18 protein-coding genes and 1 pseudogene are annotated in these 19,755 nt (G+C 61.8%); 9 read left to right on the forward strand and 10 right to left on the reverse strand.

All coding sequences use genetic code 11. The features are described 5' to 3' along the window. Nucleotides 1-37: 37 nt before the first annotated feature. A complete protein-coding gene (locus RWJ89_RS04425; protein ID WP_168257059.1) occupies nucleotides 38-955 on the reverse strand; it encodes a bifunctional helix-turn-helix transcriptional regulator/GNAT family N-acetyltransferase in 918 nt (305 codons plus the stop codon). A gap of 230 nt (nucleotides 956-1,185) precedes the next feature. After that, entirely contained in the window at nucleotides 1,186-1,905 is a 720-nt protein-coding gene (locus RWJ89_RS04430) for an aspartate/glutamate racemase family protein (RefSeq protein WP_132610125.1), read from the reverse strand. A 159-nt stretch (nucleotides 1,906-2,064) separates the two neighbouring features. Between RWJ89_RS04430 and RWJ89_RS04435 the strand changes: the two genes are divergently transcribed. The 3 genes from RWJ89_RS04435 to RWJ89_RS04445 all read left to right on the forward strand — a co-directional run bounded on the left by RWJ89_RS04435 (nucleotide 2,065) and on the right by RWJ89_RS04445 (nucleotide 6,068). Continuing rightward, on the forward strand, nucleotides 2,065-2,529 hold the full coding sequence (locus tag RWJ89_RS04435; protein ID WP_003541227.1) for an Lrp/AsnC family transcriptional regulator: 465 nt from the start codon (nucleotides 2,065-2,067) through the stop codon (nucleotides 2,527-2,529). A gap of 108 nt (nucleotides 2,530-2,637) precedes the next feature. Further along, on the forward strand, nucleotides 2,638-3,903 hold the full coding sequence (locus RWJ89_RS04440; protein ID WP_168257058.1) for an NAD(P)/FAD-dependent oxidoreductase: 1,266 nt from the start codon (nucleotides 2,638-2,640) through the stop codon (nucleotides 3,901-3,903). 209 nt (nucleotides 3,904-4,112) lie between these two features. Next, nucleotides 4,113-6,068, forward strand: a complete 1,956-nt coding sequence (locus RWJ89_RS04445; protein ID WP_316030624.1) for a TetM/TetW/TetO/TetS family tetracycline resistance ribosomal protection protein — start codon at nucleotides 4,113-4,115, stop codon at nucleotides 6,066-6,068. Between the two features lie 176 nt (nucleotides 6,069-6,244). Here RWJ89_RS04445 and RWJ89_RS04450 read toward each other — a convergent pair whose 3' ends face one another. Continuing rightward, the gene (locus tag RWJ89_RS04450) at nucleotides 6,245-7,291 is read right to left on the reverse strand and encodes an NAD(P)-dependent alcohol dehydrogenase (protein ID WP_316030625.1); all 1,047 of its coding nucleotides are present in this window, start codon (nucleotides 7,289-7,291) and stop codon (nucleotides 6,245-6,247) included. Between the two features lie 203 nt (nucleotides 7,292-7,494). On the opposite strand from RWJ89_RS04450, the gene RWJ89_RS04455 reads away from it, so the two are divergent. From RWJ89_RS04455 to RWJ89_RS04465, 3 genes are all read left to right on the forward strand, one after another. Then, nucleotides 7,495-8,403: an AraC family transcriptional regulator gene (locus RWJ89_RS04455; protein ID WP_222010341.1), complete on the forward strand. Its 909-nt coding sequence runs from the start codon at nucleotides 7,495-7,497 to the stop codon at nucleotides 8,401-8,403. 107 nt (nucleotides 8,404-8,510) lie between these two features. Further along, on the forward strand, nucleotides 8,511-9,569 hold the full coding sequence (locus RWJ89_RS04460) for a glycosyltransferase family 2 protein (RefSeq protein ID WP_131666357.1): 1,059 nt from the start codon (nucleotides 8,511-8,513) through the stop codon (nucleotides 9,567-9,569). Next, nucleotides 9,569-11,251 (forward strand): hypothetical protein, encoded by a 1,683-nt coding sequence (locus RWJ89_RS04465; RefSeq protein WP_131666356.1) that lies wholly within the window; start codon nucleotides 9,569-9,571, stop codon nucleotides 11,249-11,251. The genes RWJ89_RS04460 and RWJ89_RS04465 overlap by 1 nt, the downstream gene beginning before the upstream one ends. 83 nt (nucleotides 11,252-11,334) lie before the next feature. On the opposite strand, the gene RWJ89_RS04470 is transcribed toward RWJ89_RS04465, so the two are convergent. Then, nucleotides 11,335-11,700, reverse strand: coding sequence for a DUF4087 domain-containing protein (locus RWJ89_RS04470; RefSeq protein WP_131666355.1), 366 nt, complete (start codon nucleotides 11,698-11,700; stop codon nucleotides 11,335-11,337). Between the two features lie 22 nt (nucleotides 11,701-11,722). After that, nucleotides 11,723-12,182, reverse strand: a pseudogene (locus tag RWJ89_RS04475) (hypothetical protein). 171 nt (nucleotides 12,183-12,353) lie between these two features. Between RWJ89_RS04475 and RWJ89_RS04480 the strand changes: the two are divergent. From RWJ89_RS04480 to RWJ89_RS04490, 3 genes are all read left to right on the forward strand, one after another. After that, a complete protein-coding gene (locus RWJ89_RS04480) occupies nucleotides 12,354-13,019 on the forward strand; it encodes a TetR/AcrR family transcriptional regulator (protein WP_206105938.1) in 666 nt (221 codons plus the stop codon). A 49-nt stretch (nucleotides 13,020-13,068) separates the two neighbouring features. Continuing rightward, complete coding sequence (gene ilvC, locus RWJ89_RS04485) at nucleotides 13,069-14,088, forward strand: ketol-acid reductoisomerase (RefSeq protein ID WP_003560822.1); 1,020 nt, start codon at nucleotides 13,069-13,071, stop codon at nucleotides 14,086-14,088. Nucleotides 14,089-14,756: 668 nt separating this feature from the next. Continuing rightward, the gene (locus RWJ89_RS04490) at nucleotides 14,757-16,751 is read left to right on the forward strand and encodes a PhoX family protein (RefSeq protein WP_316030626.1); all 1,995 of its coding nucleotides are present in this window, start codon (nucleotides 14,757-14,759) and stop codon (nucleotides 16,749-16,751) included. Between the two features lie 354 nt (nucleotides 16,752-17,105). Here RWJ89_RS04490 and RWJ89_RS04495 read toward each other — a convergent pair whose 3' ends face one another. From RWJ89_RS04495 to RWJ89_RS04515, 5 genes are all read right to left on the reverse strand, one after another. Further along, entirely contained in the window at nucleotides 17,106-17,690 is a 585-nt protein-coding gene (locus tag RWJ89_RS04495) for a class I SAM-dependent methyltransferase (RefSeq protein WP_077978712.1), read from the reverse strand. After that, nucleotides 17,680-18,015 (reverse strand): type II toxin-antitoxin system RelE/ParE family toxin, encoded by a 336-nt coding sequence (locus tag RWJ89_RS04500; protein ID WP_011652706.1) that lies wholly within the window; start codon nucleotides 18,013-18,015, stop codon nucleotides 17,680-17,682. Before RWJ89_RS04500 ends, RWJ89_RS04495 begins: the two co-directional genes overlap by 11 nt. Further along, a complete protein-coding gene (locus RWJ89_RS04505) occupies nucleotides 17,999-18,250 on the reverse strand; it encodes a ribbon-helix-helix domain-containing protein (RefSeq protein ID WP_026158760.1) in 252 nt (83 codons plus the stop codon). The genes RWJ89_RS04500 and RWJ89_RS04505 overlap by 17 nt, the downstream gene beginning before the upstream one ends. A 118-nt stretch (nucleotides 18,251-18,368) precedes the next feature. Next, nucleotides 18,369-18,545 carry a type II toxin-antitoxin system VapC family toxin gene (locus RWJ89_RS04510; protein WP_245503928.1) on the reverse strand — a complete coding sequence of 59 codons (177 nt, stop codon included), beginning with the start codon at nucleotides 18,543-18,545 and terminating at the stop codon, nucleotides 18,369-18,371. 39 nt (nucleotides 18,546-18,584) lie between these two features. Continuing rightward, nucleotides 18,585-19,685, reverse strand: a complete 1,101-nt coding sequence (locus tag RWJ89_RS04515; protein WP_131666352.1) for a branched-chain amino acid aminotransferase — start codon at nucleotides 19,683-19,685, stop codon at nucleotides 18,585-18,587. Nucleotides 19,686-19,755: the final 70 nt, after the last annotated feature.

The raw sequence follows: 19,755 nt of genomic DNA on the forward strand, positions 1-19,755 counted from the left end.
TTTCCAAATCAAGTGAAATTTCTGTGACGCAGCAAATTCAAAGGTCGAGCACCCAGGTCTGCCCGTTGGCCTCAGGGCCGAACATGCGATGTCTCTCCTCGGAGACAAGGCGGAAGCCCGCCTTGACGTAGATGGCGCGGGCGGTCTCCAGCATGTCGTTGGTCCAGAGCGAGAGTTCGCGGTAGCCTTTCTGCCTGGAGAAGCGGATGCATTCGTCGACCAGCAGTTTGCCGAGCCCGAGGCCGCGGGCTGATTTGTCGACATAGAGCAGGCGGAGCTTGGCGATGCCGTCGCCGCTATTGGTGACGAGGACGGAGCCGATATTGACGCCGCCGCGTTCGGCGATCCAGCAATATTCCTTGGCCGGATCGAAATTGGCGAGGAATTTTCCGGCGACGTCGGCCACCAGCGCCTCGAAGCGTAGGTCCCAGCCATACTCCTCGGCATAGAAACGGCCCTGGCTCTGAACGATCCAGCCGATATCGCCGGCGCGGTGGGCGCGGATGATGGCCGGTGCGGGCTTTGCCGCCCGGTCGAGCAGCGTGCGGATCGTGTGCATGGCGGAGACCGCGGCCTCCGGCTCGCCGCTGGCGAGATTGTCGAAACGGGCGGCGATCTGCGCATTGGCGCGCCGGCCGAGTTCTTTAAACTGCTCTCGTCCCCGGTCGGTGACAATGATGACCTGGCTGCGCAGGTCGGCCGGATCGGGGCTGGTCTCGATCAACCCCTCGGCGCGGAAACGCTTGAGGATGCGGCTGAGATAAGCGGCGTCGAGATGCAAGTCGCGGACAAGTGCGGCGGCGCTGACGCCGTCATGCGAGCCGACCTCGAAGAGGATTCGGGCATCCGTCAGCGTGAAGGGCGTGTCGAGATAGGCCTTGTTCAGCAGGCCGAGGAAGTTCGTATAGAAGCGGTTGAAATCGCGAGCGGTTTCGATGAGGGCAATATCGGACATGGCAAAAATCTCCAGATGGAGATCGTTGCCGGTTTGTTGACAAACCTCGCTCTTTGCTCGGCGTCATCCTCGGCCTTGTGCCGAGGATCTGCTGCACCGGTTGCAGATGCTCGGGACAAGCCCGAGCATGACGAAAGAGGAGTTGGCCGACTTTGTCAGCAGTCCGACAAGATCTCCAGATGGAGATCTTGTCCTGTATTTAGTGGACTGAGTCAACTAACATGGCAATATCAAGCTGCTTCCTCTTCTGCCGCTTCGTCTGCGCCGAGCGCAAAATCGACCGCCGCCCTCGCATGGATCGCGGTGGTGTCAAAGCCCGGCAGCGGCAAATGGTCGGGATCGAGGATCATGCAGATCTCGGTGCAGCCGAGGATGATGCTGTCGGCGCCGTTGTCGATGGCGCGTGCAATCACTGCCATGAGCTTGTCGCGAGAGCTGTCGAGCACCTTGCCGGCGCAGAGTTCGTTGAAGATGATGTCGTGCACGGTCGTGCGGTCGCTAGCATCTGGCACCATGATATCAACATCAAGGCTCTTCATGCGGTCGCTATAGAAGCCGTGCTCCATCGTATAGCGGGTAGCAAGCAGCAGCGGGCGCTTGCGGCCGGCCGCATGCAGCGATCTCGCGGTCTCGTCAATGATGTGGATCAGCGGTACGGAGATCTTCTCTGCGACCTTGTCGGCGATCAGATGCATGGTGTTGGTGCAGATGAGGATGCAGCCGGCGCCGGCGATCTGCAGGCGCAGCGCCACGTCGGCGAGGCGACGGGCGGCCATACCCCAGTCGCCGGCCTTCTGAAGCGCGACGATCTCCTCGAAATTGACAGAATGCAGGATGAGTTCGGCCGAGGCGAGGCCACCCTTGCGGTCACGCACCATCTCGTTGACGACACGGTAATAGACCGCCGAACTTTCGAAACTCATGCCGCCGATAAGGCCGATCGTTTCCATCTCTTCATGCTCTCCATGCTTCTGAACTTTCGAAAATGATGCCGCAATCCCGGCGCGATGTGTTTGCATTGTTTGTCTCTCGCGTCATATATGTGACAGGATTTTGCGTCATTTTATGAAATCCTGCAAAAAAAGACGCGAGAGGTATATGTTCGACACATGCTTGATGATCGCGACAGACGCATTCTGGACATGCTGCAAAAGGATGCGGGCATATCCGTGACCGATCTTGCCGAGCGCGTGGCCCTTTCGATATCGGCCTGCTCGCGGCGCATCCAACGGCTGGAGGAGAGCGGCCATATCGCCCGGCGCATCGTCGTGCTCGACCGGGAAAAGATGGGCGTGCCGACGACGGTCTTCGCGCTGGTCAAGACGGCGCACCATTCCGACGAATGGACGGAGACCTTCCGCCGGATCATCAGCGACATTCCCGAGATCGTCGAAGCGCACCGGCTGACTGGCAATCACGACTACATCCTGAAGATCGTGCTGCCGCGCGTCGAGCACTACGACGTGATCTACAAGCAGATCGTGCGCAAGATCGAGCTCTTCGACGTCTCGGCCTCAATCTCGATGGAGCTTCTGAAGGGCGGCACGGCGATCCCCGTGGGGTATGCCGATTGAGCCGGGTCCACCGACCGGGATGCAGGGGAGCTATTCCGAAACGGCAGTTGCAACCATCGCGGCGAAGGCCACATTGGCTTTGAGCGAAATGGCGCAAAAGGGTAGGTCATGAGCGATCATCATGTCGTCGTCATTGGCGGCGGTTTCGGCGGGCTGCAGCTCGTCAACGGCTTGAAAGGTGCCGGCGTCAAGATCACGCTGGTCGATCGGCGCAATCACCATCTCTTCCAGCCGCTGCTCTATCAGGTGGCGACCACCATTCTTTCCACCTCGGAGATCGCCTGGCCGATCCGCCGCCTCTATGCCGACCGGCCTGACGTGACGGTGCTGCTCGGCGAAGTCGCCGGCGTCGACAGCGGTTCGAAGACGGTTTCCTTAAGCAACGGCATGACTCTTGGTTACGATACGCTGGTGCTGGCGACCGGGGCGACACATGCCTATTTCGGCCACGACGAATGGGAGCCGGTGGCGCCCGGCTTGAAGACCCTTGAGGATGCGACGACGATCCGTCGACGCGTGCTGCTTGCCTTCGAGAAGGCGGAGATGGAGGCCGACCCGGCCGTGCGCGATGCGCTGTTGACATTCACCATCGTCGGGGCGGGGCCGACCGGCGTCGAGCTGGCCGGCATCATCGCCGAACTCGCGCATTTCACGCTGCCCAAGGAATTCCGCAACATCGACACGCGCAAGACTCGCGTCGTTCTGGTCGAAGCCGGCCCGCGGGTGCTGCCGACCTTCGCCGAGGAGCTTTCGGCCTATGCTCAGAAGGCGCTGGAGAAACTCGGGGTCGAGATCCATCTCGGCAAGCCGGTGACCGAATGCAACGCCGACGGCGTGAAGATCGGCGAGACCTTCGTTGCCAGCCGGACGATCGTCTGGGCCGCCGGGGTCACCGCGTCGCCGGCAGCGCAATGGCTCGGCGTGCCGGCCGACCGGGCAGGGCGCGTCGTGGTCGAGAACGATCTGAGCGCGCCCGGCCTGCCCGACGTTTTCGTCGTCGGCGATACCGCCTCCGTCATGCGCGAGGATGGCAGGCCGGTGCCGGGCATTGCGCCCGCCGCCAAGCAGCAGGGCGGTTACGTCGCCAAGGTCATCCGCGCGCGCCTGTCCGGCAAACCGGCGCCGGCGCCCTTCCGTTATTGGCATCAGGGCAGCCTGGCGACGATCGGCAAGAGTGCGGCGATCATCGATTTCGGCCGGATCAAGCTGAAAGGCTGGCTCGCCTGGTGGATCTGGGGCCTTGCCCATATCTACTTCCTGATCGGCACCCGCTCGCGCTTCTCCGTCGCCTGGAGTTGGCTGTGGATCTATCTGAGCGGCCAGCACAGCGCCCGGCTGATCACCCAGCGGGAGACGATGCGGGAGGAGGAGTAACTCTTCTCCCGTCCTCCAGAGGCCAAGCCTTGAAGCAGCGATGTAGCCAAGCTTGACATATCTTCGGATCCGCCCTTAGGTTTGCGCCGTGTCTTCCGGATACCACCGGGGGTTACGCATCCAGCCGTAGCTACAGCGAGTAGAGGTTCCAATGCGCAGACTCACTTCTCACGAAAATCACATCCGAATTTCTGAGAAATTGGTGGTTCATGCGCACTTTAAATCTGGGCATCCTCGCCCATGTGGATGCAGGCAAGACTAGCCTTACCGAAAGACTGCTTTTTGACGCCGGCGTCATCGACAAACTCGGCAGCGTCGATACCGGCAATACACAGACGGACACTCTCGAGCTCGAACGGCAACGCGGCATCACGATCAGGGCCGCGGTGGTGTCGTTTGCGATCGGCGACAGGGTCGTCAATCTGATCGATACGCCCGGCCACCCCGATTTCATCGCCGAGGTCGAGCGGGTGCTTGGATTGCTCGACGCGGCCGTCGTCGTCGTTTCGGCGGTCGAAGGCGTGCAGGCGCAGACGCGCGTGCTGGTTCGGGCGCTCCGGCGGCTTGGCGTTCCCTTCGTCTTCTTCGTCAACAAGGTCGATCGTCTCGGTGCCCGTTATCAGGAGGTGCTGGAGACACTTGCCGCGCAGCTCTCGGTCCGGCCGATCGCCATGTCCGCGGTTATCGATGCCGGCAGCAAACTTGCCGGGGTGGAGGCGCTCTCTCCGGGATGCGAGCCGCTTTTTTCGGCGCTCTGCGAGGCGCTCGGCGAAAACGACGAAGCACTGCTCGAGGATTATGTGCTCGCCCCCGAGCGCCTGACGGAGGAAAGGCTTGGCCGCTCTCTAGCCGGTCAGGTGGCGCGCGGCCTCGTGCATCCCGTCTTTGCAGGCGCCGCGATGACCGGTGTCGGCATAGCCGCGCTGGCAACGGCCATTGCGACGATCTTGCCGGAGCGGCGCCCCGATCCAGATGGTCCGGTTGCCGGCAAGATATTCAAGATCGAGCGCGGCTGGGGCGGGGAAAAGCTGTGCTATCTCTCACTGACCTCAGGCACGGTGCGGCTCCGGCAATATCTGGATCTGCCGAAAGGCCCGGAAAGAGTAACCGCGATCCAGCTCTTCGAGCAAGGCCGCAGCCATGGCGTCGACAGCGTCCGCGCCGGGCAGATCGCGCGTGTCGGCGGCCTAACCGGTGCCCGCATCGGCGATGCGGTGGGCGGCGATCCGCTCTCCGCCAGACGGGCTTACTTCGCGCCGCCGACGCTGGAAACCCGAGTTCTTGCCCGGCGACCTTCCGAGAAGGCGGCGCTGTGGCTTGCGCTGAACCAGATGGCCGAACAGGATCCGCTGATCAATCTGCGCCGGAACGAGGAAACGGACGAGGTCTTCGTTTCGCTCTATGGCGAGGTGCAGAAGGAGGTTATCCAGTCGACCCTGCTGACGGATTTCGGCCTCGACGCCAGCTTCGAGGAAAGTACGGTCATTCTGGTCGAGAGGCCTGTAGGAACTGGGACCGGCTTACAGATCCTCTTCAAGGAACCCAATCCCTTCCTGGCGACGGTAGGTCTGCGGGTCGAGCCGCGGCCTGCCGGCGCGGGCAACAGCTTCGCGCTGGAAGTGGATGTCGGCCAGATGCCGGCAGCCTTTTACCGGGCCGTCGAGGACACCGTGTTCGAGACGCTGAAGCAAGGTGTTTTCGGTTGGCAGGTCATCGATTGCCACGTGGCGATGACGGCAGCCCGGCACAGTTCGCCGGCAAGCGCCGCCGCCGATTTCCGCCAGCTGACGCCCTGGGTGCTGGCAACGGCGCTATCGGCCGCTGAAACCGTCATCTGCGAGCCGGTCGACGGTTTCCATCTCGAAGCGCCGGCGGAGAGTTTGAGTGGCGTGCTCACCTTGCTTGCCAAATCGGCAGCGGTGACGACGGGTTCCGTGATTGCCGATGGCGTAGCGCGGCTCGAAGGCACTCTGGCGTCTCAGATGGTCCAGAGCGTCCATCAGCAATTGCCGGGGCTGACGAGCGGGGTGGGGACGATGGAAACCGGCTTCGATCACTACGCCCCGATGGCCGGGCCGCCGCGCCTGCGCCGGCGTTCGGGGCCTGATCCGTTCAATCCAGTCGAATATTTGCTGCGGCTGCAGTCCACGAGATCCTCATGCTGAGGTGCGCAGGCCAGAGGCCCGAACATCGAGCACGAGCGGGGCGCTCCGATGCGGCGGGCAGAAGCGGCGTTGACCGGCGATGCTTCGAGGCGACCCTTTGGATCGCACCTCAGCATAAGGACGGATGGAGGATGCCTTTATCAAAAAGGCGGCTCTCGCGAGCCGCCTCTCATTCCTCAGGCCGCCAGCGAGGCGATGTCGATGACGAAGCGGTAGCGGACGTCGCTTTTCAGGACGCGTTCATAGGCTTCGTTGACCTGCTGGATGTTGATCTTCTCGATCTCGGAGACGATGTTGTGCTCGCCGCAGAAGTCGAGCATTTCCTGGGTTTCCTTGATCGAGCCGATCATCGAGCCGGAAATGCTCTTGCGGCCGGGGATGACCGAGAAGGCATGCACGGGGATTGGGTTTTCCGGCGCGCCGACCACCACGAAGGAACCATCCACCTTCAGGAGCCCGAGATAGGCATTCCAGTCGATCTCGGCGCTGACGGTGCAGATGATCAAGTCGAACGTGCCGGCGAGCTTCGTGAAGGTTTCCGGGTCGTTGGTACCGTAATATTCCTTGGCGCCGAGCTTCAACCCATCTTCCTTCTTGGAAAGGCTCTGGGAGAGAACGGTGATATCGGCGCCCATGGCGGCGCCGAGCTTGACGCCCATATGGCCGAGACCGCCCATGCCGACGATCGCGACCTTCTTGCCGGGGCCGGCATTCCAGTGGCGCAGCGGCGAGTAGAGCGTGATGCCGGCGCAGAGCAGCGGCGCGGAGGCATCGAGCGGCAGATTGTCCGGAATGGACATGACATAGCCCTCCCGAACGACGATCGAGTCGGAATAACCGCCCTGGGTCCGTGTCTTGCGGTCAGCTTCGAAGTCATTGTAGGTGCCGGCGAGCCCCGGCATATACTGTTCCCGATCGAGGTCGCGCTCGGCGCAGCCGATGCAGGAATCGACGAAGCACCCGACGCCGACGCGGTCGCCGACCTTAAACTTGGTCACGGCGGAGCCGACGGCCGAGACGATGCCGGCAATCTCATGGCCCGGCACGATCGGATAGACGGCGTTCTTCCATTCGTTGCGGACAGTGTGGATGTCCGAATGGCAGATGCCAGCAAACTTGATGTCGATGACGACGTCATCGGGGTTCGGGTTGCGGCGTTCGAAGGTGAAAGGGGTCAGCGGCTTGGAAGCGTCGGTCGCGGCGTAGCCTCTTGCAATAGGCATGGGAACCTTCCTTTTCGATTGTGGAGGGGTTGAACGGGATGGTGGACTATTGCCCGGAACTGCGTGAGACGGTTAGAGCGATCCTCTCAGCTTTTTGCACGATCCTGCAAAAGTGAGACGCCTGCCTGTTTGCGAAATGGCGAAGACACTCTAGATAGGGGCGGTATCGCCGGCGTCAGACAGTTGACAGAAAGAGTTGCCGCATGACTTTGCCCTTCAGCCCCTATCAGGAAATTGTCGATATCGCGATGCGCTTCGCGCCTGGTGACGGTGAGTTTGCGACTGATATAGGCAATCTTCATGTCAGCCGCCGATCCAGGCCCAGCGATCCGCTGCACAGCAGCTATCGGCCATGTTTCGCCTTTGTACTGCAGGGCGCCAAGAGCCTGCGCCTCGGCACGGAACTTATCAGCTACGGGACCGGCGACTATCTGCTGACCTCGCTTGACCTGCCGGTCGCCTGGCGCGTCACCGAGGCAAGCCCCGAGGTTCCGCATCTGTGCCTTGGGCTGGCAATCGATTCCGAAAAGCTGCTGGAGTTACTCAGCCGCATCGATATTCCGCGTCCGGCCGCCCATACCGATGGGCAGCGCGGGATGGCGGTCAATGTCGCTCCGCCGGAGCTCCTGGATGCTGCCGTCCGGCTGCTGCGTTTGCTCGATCGTCCGGGTGACATTCCCGCCATGGCGCCGCTGATCGAGCAGGAAATCCTCTACCGGGTGCTGACCGGGCCGGATGGCGCGCGGCTGATCAACATCGCCACATCAGATAGCCACAGCAACAGGATCGCGCGCGCCGTTGCATGGCTGAAGGAGAATTTCGCGCGGCCGCTGCGCATCGAAGACCTCGCCGAACGCGTCAGCATGAGCGTGTCGTCCTTCCATCACCACTTCAAGTCGGTCACGGCGATGACGCCGGTGCAGTATCAGAAGCAGCTTCGCCTGCACGAGGCGCGCCGTCTGATGCTCGTGGAGCGGCTCGATGCGGGCACGGCCGGTCACCGCGTCGGCTATCAAAGCCCGTCGCAGTTCAGCCGCGAATACAGCCGCCTTTACGGTGCCTCGCCGGCCCGCGATATTGACGGCGCCCGCGAGGTCATGGCGGCGGAATAAGTACCGCGCCCAGCAAGAACGTGCCAAAGTGCGGTGGGATCATTAAAGGATTGTTTGACGTTTCCGACTAGTCTTGCGGCAGATATCAAGCAGGCCCAGATGTCCGCATGACGCAAGCACCGTTTCTCTCCATCGTCGCTCCTTGTCACAACGAGGAAGAGGGCTTGCGCGAATTCTGCCGCCGCGCCGCTGCTGCCGCGCATAGTGTTGCCGGCGATGGCTTCGAGCTCATTCTCGTCGATGACGGCTCGTCCGACCGCACGTGGGAGATCATTTCGGATCTGGCGGCCGATGTGCCGCAGCTGCTCGGTGTTCGTCTTCTGCGCAATCACGGCCACCAGCTGGCATCGACGGCGGGTCTTGCCGCGTCGCGCGGCGAGCGCGTGCTTTTGATCGATGCCGATCTTCAGGATCCCCCAGAGCTGCTTTTAATGATGATGCCGATCATGGAGCGCGGCGCCGATGTCGTTTACGGCCAGCGCACGCGCCGTCAGGGCGAAAGCTGGTTCAAACTGGCCTCCGCTTCGCTTTTCTATCGCGCTTTGTCCAAGCTCGCTTCCGTGACCATCCCGCGCGATACCGGTGATTTCCGGCTGATGCGCCGACGCGTCGTCGATATCCTGCTGGCGATGCCGGAGCGCGATCGCTTCATCCGCGGCATGGTCAGCTGGATCGGCGGCAGGCAGGTGGCGCTGCCTTACGAGCGCGACGCCCGTTTTGCCGGCACGACGAAATATCCGCTGCGAAAGATGATCAATTTCGCTCTCGATGCGATCACCAGCTTTTCGACGACGCCGCTGCGCATCAGCACTTGGCTTGGCATGATGAGCGCGGGCGTCGCGATCGCCTTGCTCGTCTACACCTTCGCTCGCTGGCTGCAGGGCGAGACGGTGACCGGCTGGTCGTCGATCATGGCCGCGGTCAGCGCCTTCAGCGCCATCCAGCTGATCTGCATCGGCATCATCGGCGAGTATCTCGGCCGTCTGGTACAAGAGAGCAAGAAGCGGCCGATGTTCATGGTCGAGACGATCGTGCGCGGCAGTGAACACGCAGAGTTGTCGATCGCTTTCTCGGAGATGAGCGCCAGCGACAAGCGCGCCGCGCTGGATGCGGCCTTTGCATCCGAAGAGCCGCCGCGCTCGCAAAAGAACAGCCGGATCGGATAATGGACCGGATTGCCGCGCCTGCTGTGGCCGCAGCCGGGCCTGAGGAATCGATCGCCAGGCAGGATTCCACCGTTGCGATCGTCGCATTCGTCGGACTTACGGCGGCTTTGGTCCTCCTGTTTCCCTTTCCGCCGGTTCTCGATTACGCCAATCACTACGCCCGTATCTGGCTCCTTTCGGGCGGGATCGGCGAGCAGCCGTTTCCTGAGATCTATGCCGTCGATTGGAACCGCACCTTCACCAATGTCGGGATCGACGTTCTAGCCACCTGGCTGGGGCCGCTTGTCGGTGCAGACAGGCTTGCGCGGGCTTTGCTTTTCCTGGCGATCGTGCTGCCGCCACTGGGCGCGATCGGCCTGCACCGCGCGCTGTTCGGCGGTCGGCACCACTGGCAGACCGCCATGCTGTCGCTCGGCTGGTGCGCCACCATGATCGGGGGCTTCATCAACTTCCAGATCGGCCTCGGCATGGCCTTGTTCTTCGCCTGCGTCGATCTGCGGCTGCAGCGCAGAAATCCCGCCCTGGTTTTTGCATGGCGGCTCGCCGCCGCGCTGCTGCTGACGGTGATGCATCTCTTCGCGCTTGGCTTCTATATGGCGATCGTCTGCGGCCTCGAATTTTCCTGGCGCACCGATATAGTGCGATCTAAGGCGGGTCTGATGAGGCTCGCCGGCCGGTTGGCGCTGGCGCTCGGCGCCTGCGCCCTGCCGCCGCTCGCGCTCTATCTCCATACGGCGGCTTTGCCCAACGCCGGCGGCAACGGCCTCGGCCTTGCCTGGAACGACGGCATCGTCCTGATCGTCCTTAATCTGCTCTCCGCCATCACGACCTATGTCCCGGTGGTGGATGTCGTGCTGGTTCTGCCGCTGATCCTCATCTGCACGCGTGCCGTCCGCGCGGGCGACATCCGCATGCATGCAGGGCTTGCCGTCGCCGCCTGCGGCCTGCTGCTTCTGTCCTGTGTTTCGCCTCGCCACATGCTCGGCACCGGATGGATCAGTTGGCGCTTTCCGATCATGACGGCGCTCGTCGCCATGGCGATGGTGTGCCCGTTCGCCAATCTCACGCGCCGGCAAGCGCTGTTGCTGGCACTCATCATCAATCTCGCAGTCTTCGGCCGCACCGGCTGGGTCGGCTGGAACTGGTGGCTGGCACAGAAGGATGTTGCCGCCGTCGAGGCTGTGCTTAAAAAGGTGCCGGCCGGTGCAGCCGTGTTGCCTCTGGGACATGAACCCGAGACAGTGAGCGGTCTTGCCCACTCGAACCGGCATTTTGCCTGGGGGTTGGATACTTTCCGGCACCTGCCGACGGTTGCCGTGCCCTTGTCGCATGCTTTCGTGCCGACGCTCTTCACGGCAAAAGGCAAGCAGCCGCTCTCCGTTCTGCCGCCATGGTCTGAGATCGCAGTTCCCGAGGGCAATCTGCTGTCGATCGGCGTGCTTTCATGCCCGGCAATGATGCAGGAATATAGAAACTTTACGCCTTACCTGTCGGATTGGCGCAGGCGTTTCGATTTCATCCTCGTCGCCAATGCCGATATCCCCGACCGCTATGTCGGCACCTTGATGCCGGCGGGCCTGACGCTGGTCGAAGATGCGGGTTTCGCAAAGCTTTACGCGATCGACAAGGCGATGCCGGCAGAGCCTCTCTCGATCCCTGCTGGTTGCGCTACGGCGTCATAGGCTCCGGCTCGTCGCGGATCGACTGCCTCTGGGCGAGTGGATCGTGATCGCGGCCGCCATCCGGTATTCGGGCGATGGGTTGGTCAGCCGGGGAATTTCAACGCCTTGTCAGCACGGCATTTGGCGAGCTTTAACTGACGGAAGGAGAGGATGCGGGTGATGCGGTTCTTGCCATCCGTTTCCACACTCATGCAGGCGCAGGCATAACCGTAATTGCCGTTGGTTTTGACATAATCATGTTCGGAGATGTCGGAGATCAGCTCCATGCCTTCGACCTCGCCGGCATCGTCGCCCTGGGTCATGATTGTCCAGGTGTTCTCCGCGTCCTCCAGCCACCAGTTGGCGGGCGTCGGATTCTCGATCCAGCCGCAGCGCGTTTCGGCGGCCTGTGCGTTTGCTGCGATGGCGAGAGCTGTGGTCATGACCGCGGCGGCTATCCAGTATCTCATTGCCTTTTCCCCACGACAAATGTCAGTTGTTGATCGCGATGATCGCCCAATGGCTCGCCTCGCAAGCGTTGTCGTCGCAGACCGCGCCCATCCAGACGGCGCCGCCGGCCAGCATGACGCCGTCGCTGTTGACGAAAAGATCCTCGTATTGCTGGCGTCCGACGGCGCGGCGCGTCTCCGGCGTCACGAGATCGTCGAAATTGTCGATGAAATCCTCGGCGTTCTCGACGTCGTAGGTCTCGCCGTTGGCCTTGACCGTCAGCGGGTACTCGGCCAGGCCAGCGATTGTCTCGGCGTCTCCCGAGCGCATCGCCCGAACGAGTCGGCGCAGCGGCCGATCGAAGCTCGCGGCATCGCCGTGCAGTTCCTCGATGCGGTTATAGACCTCGTTTTCCGACTGGGGGGAAGGCGCCGGTGCTCGGAAGCGCAGTTCCCAGAAGCATCGTTCCGGCGAGGAGAAGGGCTGCAGGCAGGCGCGGCATGGAAGGCTCCGGCAAATGGCGTGGTGCGGCATTATGCGGTCCCTGATATTGCGCGCCTATCCAATTCTGGTGTCTCACCGAGCTTTCCCGTATAAAAAATCTATCCAGGCTTCTTGACGACCTGATCGGTTTGTCGCATAAACCTCACGAACCGTACCGTACGGTACGTATATGGGAGCCATGACCGTGTCCGTCGATACCGCAGAGCCGAGCGAATTTTCGCCGCGCCAGAACGCCGTTCTGGAGCAGGCGCTGCAGTTGCTCGTCGATGGTGGCGAGAAGGCGCTGACGACTTCCGGCGTGGCGCGCGCCGCCAATTGCTCGAAGGAAAGCCTCTACAAGTGGTTCGGTGATCGCGACGGGCTGCTGTCGGCGATGATCGCCTATCAGGCCAGCAAAGTGCGCACCTTCGAGCGCAACGGCGAGCGGCTGACGGCGGCGAGCCTGCACGACCATGTCGTCATTTTTGCGCGTGACCTGCTGGAGGTGCTTGCCGGCGACGTCTCGCTGGCGCTCAACCGGCTGGCGATCGGGCAGTCGAACCGCGAGGGATCGAAACTCGGCAAACTGCTGCTCGAGCGCGGCCGTCGCCAGATCGACCGGCGCGCCATGGCGCTGATCGATGCCGGCAAAAGGGCAGGGCTCCTGCGTTTTGCCGATGCCGACGAGGCTTATCACACGCTTTACGGCCTTGTTGTCTCCGACCTGCATGTGCGCATGCTGCTCGGCGAACCAGGCCTCAAGGATACCGCACGCCAGGCGGAGAGGGCCGTCACCGCCTTCCTCAGGCTTTATGGCACGGACAAGGTTCTGGCGGAGATGCCGGTTCTCGGCTGATTCCGCTTTAATGACAGTCAACAAGACAAGCAAAGGGAAGGAACTTCAAATGCGCGTCTATTACGATCGTGATGCCGATCTCAACCTCATCAAGGCCAAGAAGGTCGCCGTCATCGGCTATGGTTCGCAGGGCCGTGCCCATGCGTTGAACCTCAAGGACAGCGGCGCTCAGAACGTCGTCATCGCACTCAAGGCCGGTTCGCCGACCGTCAAGAAGGCCGAAGCCGATGGCTTCAAGGTCATGACGGTTGCCGAAGCTGCCGCCTGGGCGGACCTGATGATGATGGCGACCCCGGACGAACTGCAGGCCGACATCTACAAGGCCGACATCGCCGGCAACATCCGCGATGGCGCAGCCATCGCCTTTGCTCACGGCCTCAACGTTCACTTCGGTCTCATCGAGCCGAAGGCTTCGGTCGACGTCGTCATGATCGCACCGAAGGGCCCGGGCCACACGGTTCGCGGCGAATACCAGAAGGGCGGCGGCGTTCCCTGCCTCGTTGCCGTTCATCAGAACGCTTCGGGCAATGCGCTTGAACTCGCTCTCTCCTACGCCTGTGGCGTCGGCGGCGGCCGTTCGGGCATTATCGAAACCAACTTCCGCGAAGAGTGCGAAACCGACCTCTTCGGCGAACAGGTCGTTCTCTGCGGTGGTCTCGTCGAGCTCATCCGCGCCGGTTTCGAAACGCTCACCGAAGCCGGTTACGCGCCCGAGATGGCCTATTTCGAGTGCCTGCACGAAGTGAAGCTCATCGTCGACTTGATTTATGAAGGCGGCATCGCCAACATGAACTACTCGATCTCCAACACGGCCGAGTGGGGCGAATATGTCTCCGGTCCGCGCATCATCACTGCCGAGACCAAGGCCGAGATGAAGCGCGTCCTCAAGGACATCCAGACCGGCAAGTTCACGTCCGATTGGATGCAGGAATACCGCGCCGGCGGCTCGCGCTTCAAGGGCATCCGCCGCCTGAACGACAGCCACCCGATCGAAGAAGTCGGCGCCAAGCTGCGCGGCATGATGCCCTGGATCGGCAAGAACAAGCTGGTCGACAAGTCGGTCAACTAAGCGACTTTCCGCGCCGCATCGAACTTGGTTCATGCGGCGCGCTTTGCGGTTATCCTCCGTGCATATCGTCCTGCCAAGCCGTTGCCATCGGTAGCGGCTTTCCGCTTGCATCGGACTAGCCGGACAAGAGCACACAATGGTCGAAGCGTCGGGCTGCAACGTCAGCGGCCGGAGCCATGATGACGAGATCGCTGGCGTCCCAAAAGACGCGACCCGTTGCCGAGCCGGCGCGCAGCCGTGCGAGAACAATCCAGCCGTCCGGGTCGTCCAACTCGCCAAAGCCTTGCGAGGCGGCTAAGCTTGATGCCTCTGCGCGACACGAGAGGCCTCCCTGGATCGTGGCATGGCCAAGCATCTGGTGGACCTGAGGGGTCGCAGACCCGGCATAGGGACCGGTCAAGGCGAGCTCGAAAGCCTCATTCGTGTCGGAGAGCTCATCGAGCGATCCATTGTCTCATCTTCATGACGCATGAATCATAGGGCGGAGGCAACGTGCCGACTACGGCAACGTCCGGTCTTGGCCTTCGTTGAGCCGTGTCGCTCCTGCCTGAGAAAGAACAGCATCCTCAAGATGTTCCTGTCGCAAAACCGTAATATCGCGCCTTTAGGTTTAGAGCGGATCTAAAACAAGACAATTTGACACCAGTTTTTAACCGTGGAGGCATTGGATGAACGAGCATCTTTCCCAGAGGATTTTCCCGACGACTCAGCTCGAAGACGCGGATGGTGACGGCCACAACACCAGCGCCAATCCGACGATGGGTGAAATCATCGGCAAGCGTTTTTCACGCCGCAATTTTCTGCAGGGCTCACTTGCCGTTTCCGCCATTGCAGCCACGGTAAGCCCGATCGCGCTGATGAGCGCGGACGAGGCGCGCGCTGCAGACAATAAAGGCTCTGCCTTCAACTTCTCCGAAGTGGAGGCCGGCGTCGATGACAAGCATCATATCGCTGAAGGGTATGATGCCGATATTCTGCTGCGGTGGGGCGATGCCGTGCTGCCGGGTGCCCCGCAATTCGATCCGGCGAAGCAGACGGCCGATGCACAGAGCAAGCAGTTCGGCTACAACAACGATTATGTCGGCTTCATTCCGCTCGAAGGTTCGTCCGAGCACGGCCTGCTCGTCGTCAATCATGAATACACGAACCCGCACCTGATGTTCCCCAGCCTCGTCCAGGTGGTCGACGGCAAGATCAAGCAGGGCGCGCTCAGCAAGGAGCAGGTGGATGTCGAGATGGCGGCCCACGGCGGCACTATCGTCGAGATCCGCAAGACGGGTGGTAAGTGGCAGGTCGTCGCCGACGGCAAGTATAATCGCCGCATCACCGCCAACACGCCGATGGAAATTACCGGCCCCGCCGCCGGAAACGACCGCTTGAAGACCAGTGCCGACGTGACCGGCACCCGCGCCATCGGCACGATCAACAACTGCGCTGGCGGCGTCACGCCCTGGGGCACCTACATCATGGCCGAAGAGAACTTCCACGGCTATTTCTCCGGCGCGCTGCCGGAAGGTCACAAGGAAGCCCCGAACTATAAGCGTTATGGCGTTCCGGAAGGCGCCTACGAGTGGGCCAATTTCTACGACCGCTTCGATCTTTCCAAGGAGCCGAACGAGCCGAACCGTTTCGGCTGGATCGTCGAGGTCGACGTCATGGACCCGACGTCGGCGCCGAAGAAGCGAACCGCGCTCGGCCGCACCAAACACGAGGGCGCCGAGTCGATCGTCGCCAAGAACGGCAAGGTCGTCTTCTATCTCGGCGACGACGAGCGCTTCGACTACGTCTACAAGTTCGTGACATCAGCAGCGTTCAACCCGAATGATCGCGCCGCCAACATGAACCTGCTCGACAGCGGCACGCTTCATGTCGCCAAGTTCAACGAGGACGGCACCATGCAGTGGCTGCCGCTGGTCTTCGGCCAGGGTCCGCTGACGGCGGAAAACGGTTTCACCAGCCAGGCTGACGTGCTGATCGAATGTCGTCGCGCCGGTGACGCGCTCGGCGCCACCAAGATGGACCGCCCGGAAGACGTCCAGCCGAACAGCGTCAACGGCAAGGTCTATGTCATGCTGACCAACAACACCCGCCGCAAGGCCGACCAGGTGGATGCCGCAAATCCGCGCGCGGAAAACGCCTTCGGCCACATCATCGAGATCTCTGAAAACGACGGCGATTTCACTGCCACATCGGGCAAGTGGGAAGTGCTCCTGAAGTGCGGCGATCCCTCGGTTGCGGCCGTCGGTGCGACCTTCTCCACCGAAACGACCAAGAACGGCTGGTTCGGCATGCCCGACAACTGCGCCGTCGATGCTGCCGGCCGCCTCTGGGTTTCGACCGACGGCAACAACAACAAGGCCACCGGCCGCACCGACGGTCTGTGGGCCGTCGATACGGAAGGGGCGGCGCGCGCCACTTCGAAGCTGTTCTTCCGCGTGCCGGTCGGCGCCGAAATGTGCGGCCCGCTTTTCACGCCGGACGACGAGACCGCCTTCGTCGCCGTGCAGCATCCCGCCGATGGCGGCGAGGACTGGCCGGGCCATGGCCGCCCGTCCTATTACGAGGACCTTTCGACCCGCTGGCCGGACTTCAAGCCCGACATGCCAGTGCGGCCTGCGGTCGTCGCCATCACCAAGGTTGGCGGTGGCAAGATTGCCGTCTGACGGTTGAACACGGAGGCTGCCACCTCGCTGTAAATGCCCTCTGGCGGCCGTGGATGAGCCCATCTTCCGGCCGCCTGTCGCCGCGCCCGTATGTGCGTTATGTAGCTCTCATTTTGAGCACGGGCGTGGCCGTCGTATCGGTGGGAAACTCAAGGTCATCCCGACCCATTGAGAAGTAGCCTGCTATGGATGCAGGGTTTCTTGAAGCACGGTTTGGATTTCAGATAGCAGCCGCAAAAATTGACGGGGCAAAGCGAGACATAGACCTCCGTCAACTGCAGAGAAATCCGCCTCTACGAATAAGATCGTGATCTCAACCGGGAATGGACGCTCAGCCCGGAAAGCAAGCAGCCTCTACCGATGCGCCATCACCGTGATCCACCGTGTCGGCTCACCGTCATAACCGCCGCCGTCGTTTTCCTCGATGGTGATGTCACGCCAGCCGCCTTTTGTCAGAAGCGCCAACAGTCCGTCGGCAGAGGGATAGTTGTAATAGCGGCCGAAGCCGTCATGGCCCTCCGCTTCCCCTGCCTTGAAGGTCGCGTGAATGATGCCGCCCGTCCTCAGCGCGCGCCGGATGCGGGCGAAGACGTCGGGCAGCTCAGATCTTGGAACATGGAGAAGGCTTGCATGCGCCCAGACGCCGTCGAAGGCGCTGTCGGCGTCGAGCTCCTGGAACAGCATGACCCTCACCGGCCTGCCGATCAGCGCCTCCGCTTGTCTTGCAAGCTCGGTCGAGCCATCCGTCGGCGTCACGTCGAAACCGTGCGCTAGCATGTAGGCGCTGTCCTGCCCGCCGCCGCAGCCGAGCTCGAGGATTGCCGCACCCGGCGCAAGCCCGGCGAGGAAGCCATCGAGCTGCTTCGGCAGGCTGCGCACCCGCTTGGCGTATGTCTCGGCATTTTCCTCATAGAAGGCGGAGGTGCGGTCAAGAGGCATGCTGTTCGGCCGATCGCGGGCGTCGGTTGGATTGGAGATGTCTTTCAGGAAGCCGGTCGGCGTCGATGATGTCAATGACGACAATCCCTTCCGACGTCACCCGGTAGAAGGCGACGTGGCGCATGTGGAGGAGGCGGCGAAGGCCAGCGCCGAGTTCGTCGCACTCTTCTCCCATGGAGGGAGCATGCGAAAGAAGCACGAAAATCCTGTCCCAGTCGAGAAGATAGGCGTCTGCCTGCGCCTCGCCGAAATTGAGGCAAGCATATTCGTCGATGCCCGATAGCACGGAGTACGCGGTTCGGGTCAGCCTATAGGTGGTTGTCACGCAGCTTTGCCTTCGTTTCCGACAGGATGTCGGGAATGCGTCGCTCGCTCGGGCCGCTTTCCTCAGCCTGTCTCAGAATGTTGCGCAGTTCTTCGTCGTCAAGCTTATGATGGAGCTGATCCTTCAGAACAAGCTCCGCCAGGAATGCGTCGGCACTGCTGTATCTACCGCTTGCGACACGGTTTTCGACGTATTCCGCCAGATTATCCGGAAGCGAGATCGTCATTTTCGCCATTGGATTCGGTGCCGCCTGCACATGCCGGTTATCAGCCATTCCAGATGCCAGATTATCATTTCCCAGTTTGTGATAGAAGCGTTGTGCCGCGCCGTCGAGGGCTTGGGTCACATGCGGATCAGTCTTTTTTATCGATATAGATGACGCGTTCGAGACCCTTGAAATGGGCGTCGCAGGTCAGGATATCGGCATCGTGGCACTCCGCGGTGGCGAGTTTATGAATTGCCGCGGCGAGGGCGGAATAGATCGTCAGCCCGACGGCTTTTCTGGGCGAGGCGGAGGCGGTGTCCACCAAGCCGGTGTGACGCCGCCATTCGCGTGAAGCGTCGGGAGTTCAGGCCGGAATAAGGCGCGTCCAGCCGCGCTCATCGTTGGTTACGCCTTTCTGCAGACTGACGAGTTGCTGGCGCAGTTCGCTGGTCAACTTACCGGTCTGTCCGTCTCCGACCAGAAACTCGCCGCCGGCATGTCGAACCAGGCCGATGCCCGCCAGGACCGCGGCAGTGCCGCAAGCGAAGGCTTCGACGAGCTTGCCGCTGGTTGCGTCCTGCCGCCATTCTTCGAAGGAGTACGGACGCTGCTCGACGCGCAAGCCCTTTTCTTCGGCGAGCACGATCACCGAGGCCCGGGTGATACCCGGCAGGATCGTGCCGCCAAGAGGCGGGGTGACCACCGATCCGTCATTCATGACGAAGAAGACGTTCATGCCGCCGAGTTCCTCGACCCAGCGATGCTCGGCTGCATCAAGGAAGACGACCTGATCGCAATCCTTCTTCGCGGCTTCCGCTTGCGCCACGAGGCTGGCTGCGTAGTTTCCGCCGCATTTTGCAGCACCGGTGCCACCGGCGGCAGCACGGGTGTATTCGGTCTCGACCCATAGGGAGACCGCCTTCGCTCCGCCTTTGAAGTAGGCGCCGACCGGAGAGGCGATGATGCAGAAGACATACTCCTGAGCCGGACGAACGCCGAGAAACGCCTCGTTGGCGAACATGAAGGGGCGAAGGTAAAGACTGGCGTCGCCGGATGGAATCCAGGCCTTGTCAACGCGGACCAGTTCTTCGACCGCCTTCAAGAAGAGTTCTTCGGGCACAGGAGGCATCGCCATGCGGGTCGCCGACTGCGCGAAGCGGCGGGCGTTTTCTTCGGGCCGAAAGAGCAGAATCCGGCCATCGTCTGCCTTGTAGGCTTTCATGCCTTCGAAAATTTCCTGAGCATAGTGCAGCACGGCGCTTGCAGGATCGAGCTCCAGAGGACGCCTCGGCGTAACCTTGGCATCGTGCCAACCCTTGTCGGCAGTCCATCGTGCCAGGACCATATGATCCGTGAAGACCTTGCCGAAGCCGGGCGTCTCCAGTGCCTGGATGCGATCGGCGTCCGAGACGGGAGACTTGTGCAGTTCGATTTTGATTTCAGGAGAGGTCGTCGTAGCGGTCATTGCTGGCACCTTGGTAGTACATTGAATAGTGGCGGCGACACTACCGCCGCCGGGCTGGTCTTGGAAAGGC

Source organism: Rhizobium sp. 10PS4, from assembly GCF_032464805.1.
GTDB classification, from domain to species: Bacteria; Pseudomonadota; Alphaproteobacteria; order Rhizobiales; family Rhizobiaceae; genus Rhizobium; species Rhizobium laguerreae.

Excerpts from the sequence above, each read along its gene's own strand:
- RWJ89_RS04425 (WP_168257059.1), bottom strand. The coding sequence starts at position 955 with ATGTCCGATATTGCCCTCATCGAAACCGCTCGCGATTTCAACCGCTTC.
- RWJ89_RS04460 (WP_131666357.1), top strand. The coding sequence starts at position 8,511 with ATGACGCAAGCACCGTTTCTCTCCATCGTCGCTCCTTGTCACAACGAG.
- RWJ89_RS04465 (WP_131666356.1), top strand. The coding sequence starts at position 9,569 with ATGGACCGGATTGCCGCGCCTGCTGTGGCCGCAGCCGGGCCTGAGGAA.
- RWJ89_RS04450 (WP_316030625.1), bottom strand. The coding sequence starts at position 7,291 with ATGCCTATTGCAAGAGGCTACGCCGCGACCGACGCTTCCAAGCCGCTG.
- RWJ89_RS04495 (WP_077978712.1), bottom strand. The coding sequence starts at position 17,690 with ATGCCTCTTGACCGCACCTCCGCCTTCTATGAGGAAAATGCCGAGACA.
- RWJ89_RS04430 (WP_132610125.1), bottom strand. The coding sequence starts at position 1,905 with ATGGAAACGATCGGCCTTATCGGCGGCATGAGTTTCGAAAGTTCGGCG.
- RWJ89_RS04435 (WP_003541227.1), top strand. The coding sequence starts at position 2,065 with ATGCTTGATGATCGCGACAGACGCATTCTGGACATGCTGCAAAAGGAT.
- RWJ89_RS04515 (WP_131666352.1), bottom strand. The coding sequence starts at position 19,685 with ATGACCGCTACGACGACCTCTCCTGAAATCAAAATCGAACTGCACAAG.
- RWJ89_RS04505 (WP_026158760.1), bottom strand. The coding sequence starts at position 18,250 with ATGGCGAAAATGACGATCTCGCTTCCGGATAATCTGGCGGAATACGTC.
- RWJ89_RS04470 (WP_131666355.1), bottom strand. The coding sequence starts at position 11,700 with ATGAGATACTGGATAGCCGCCGCGGTCATGACCACAGCTCTCGCCATC.
- RWJ89_RS04440 (WP_168257058.1), top strand. The coding sequence starts at position 2,638 with ATGAGCGATCATCATGTCGTCGTCATTGGCGGCGGTTTCGGCGGGCTG.
- RWJ89_RS04445 (WP_316030624.1), top strand. The coding sequence starts at position 4,113 with ATGCGCACTTTAAATCTGGGCATCCTCGCCCATGTGGATGCAGGCAAG.
- RWJ89_RS04480 (WP_206105938.1), top strand. The coding sequence starts at position 12,354 with ATGGGAGCCATGACCGTGTCCGTCGATACCGCAGAGCCGAGCGAATTT.
- RWJ89_RS04490 (WP_316030626.1), top strand. The coding sequence starts at position 14,757 with ATGAACGAGCATCTTTCCCAGAGGATTTTCCCGACGACTCAGCTCGAA.
- RWJ89_RS04455 (WP_222010341.1), top strand. The coding sequence starts at position 7,495 with ATGACTTTGCCCTTCAGCCCCTATCAGGAAATTGTCGATATCGCGATG.
- ilvC (WP_003560822.1), top strand. The coding sequence starts at position 13,069 with ATGCGCGTCTATTACGATCGTGATGCCGATCTCAACCTCATCAAGGCC.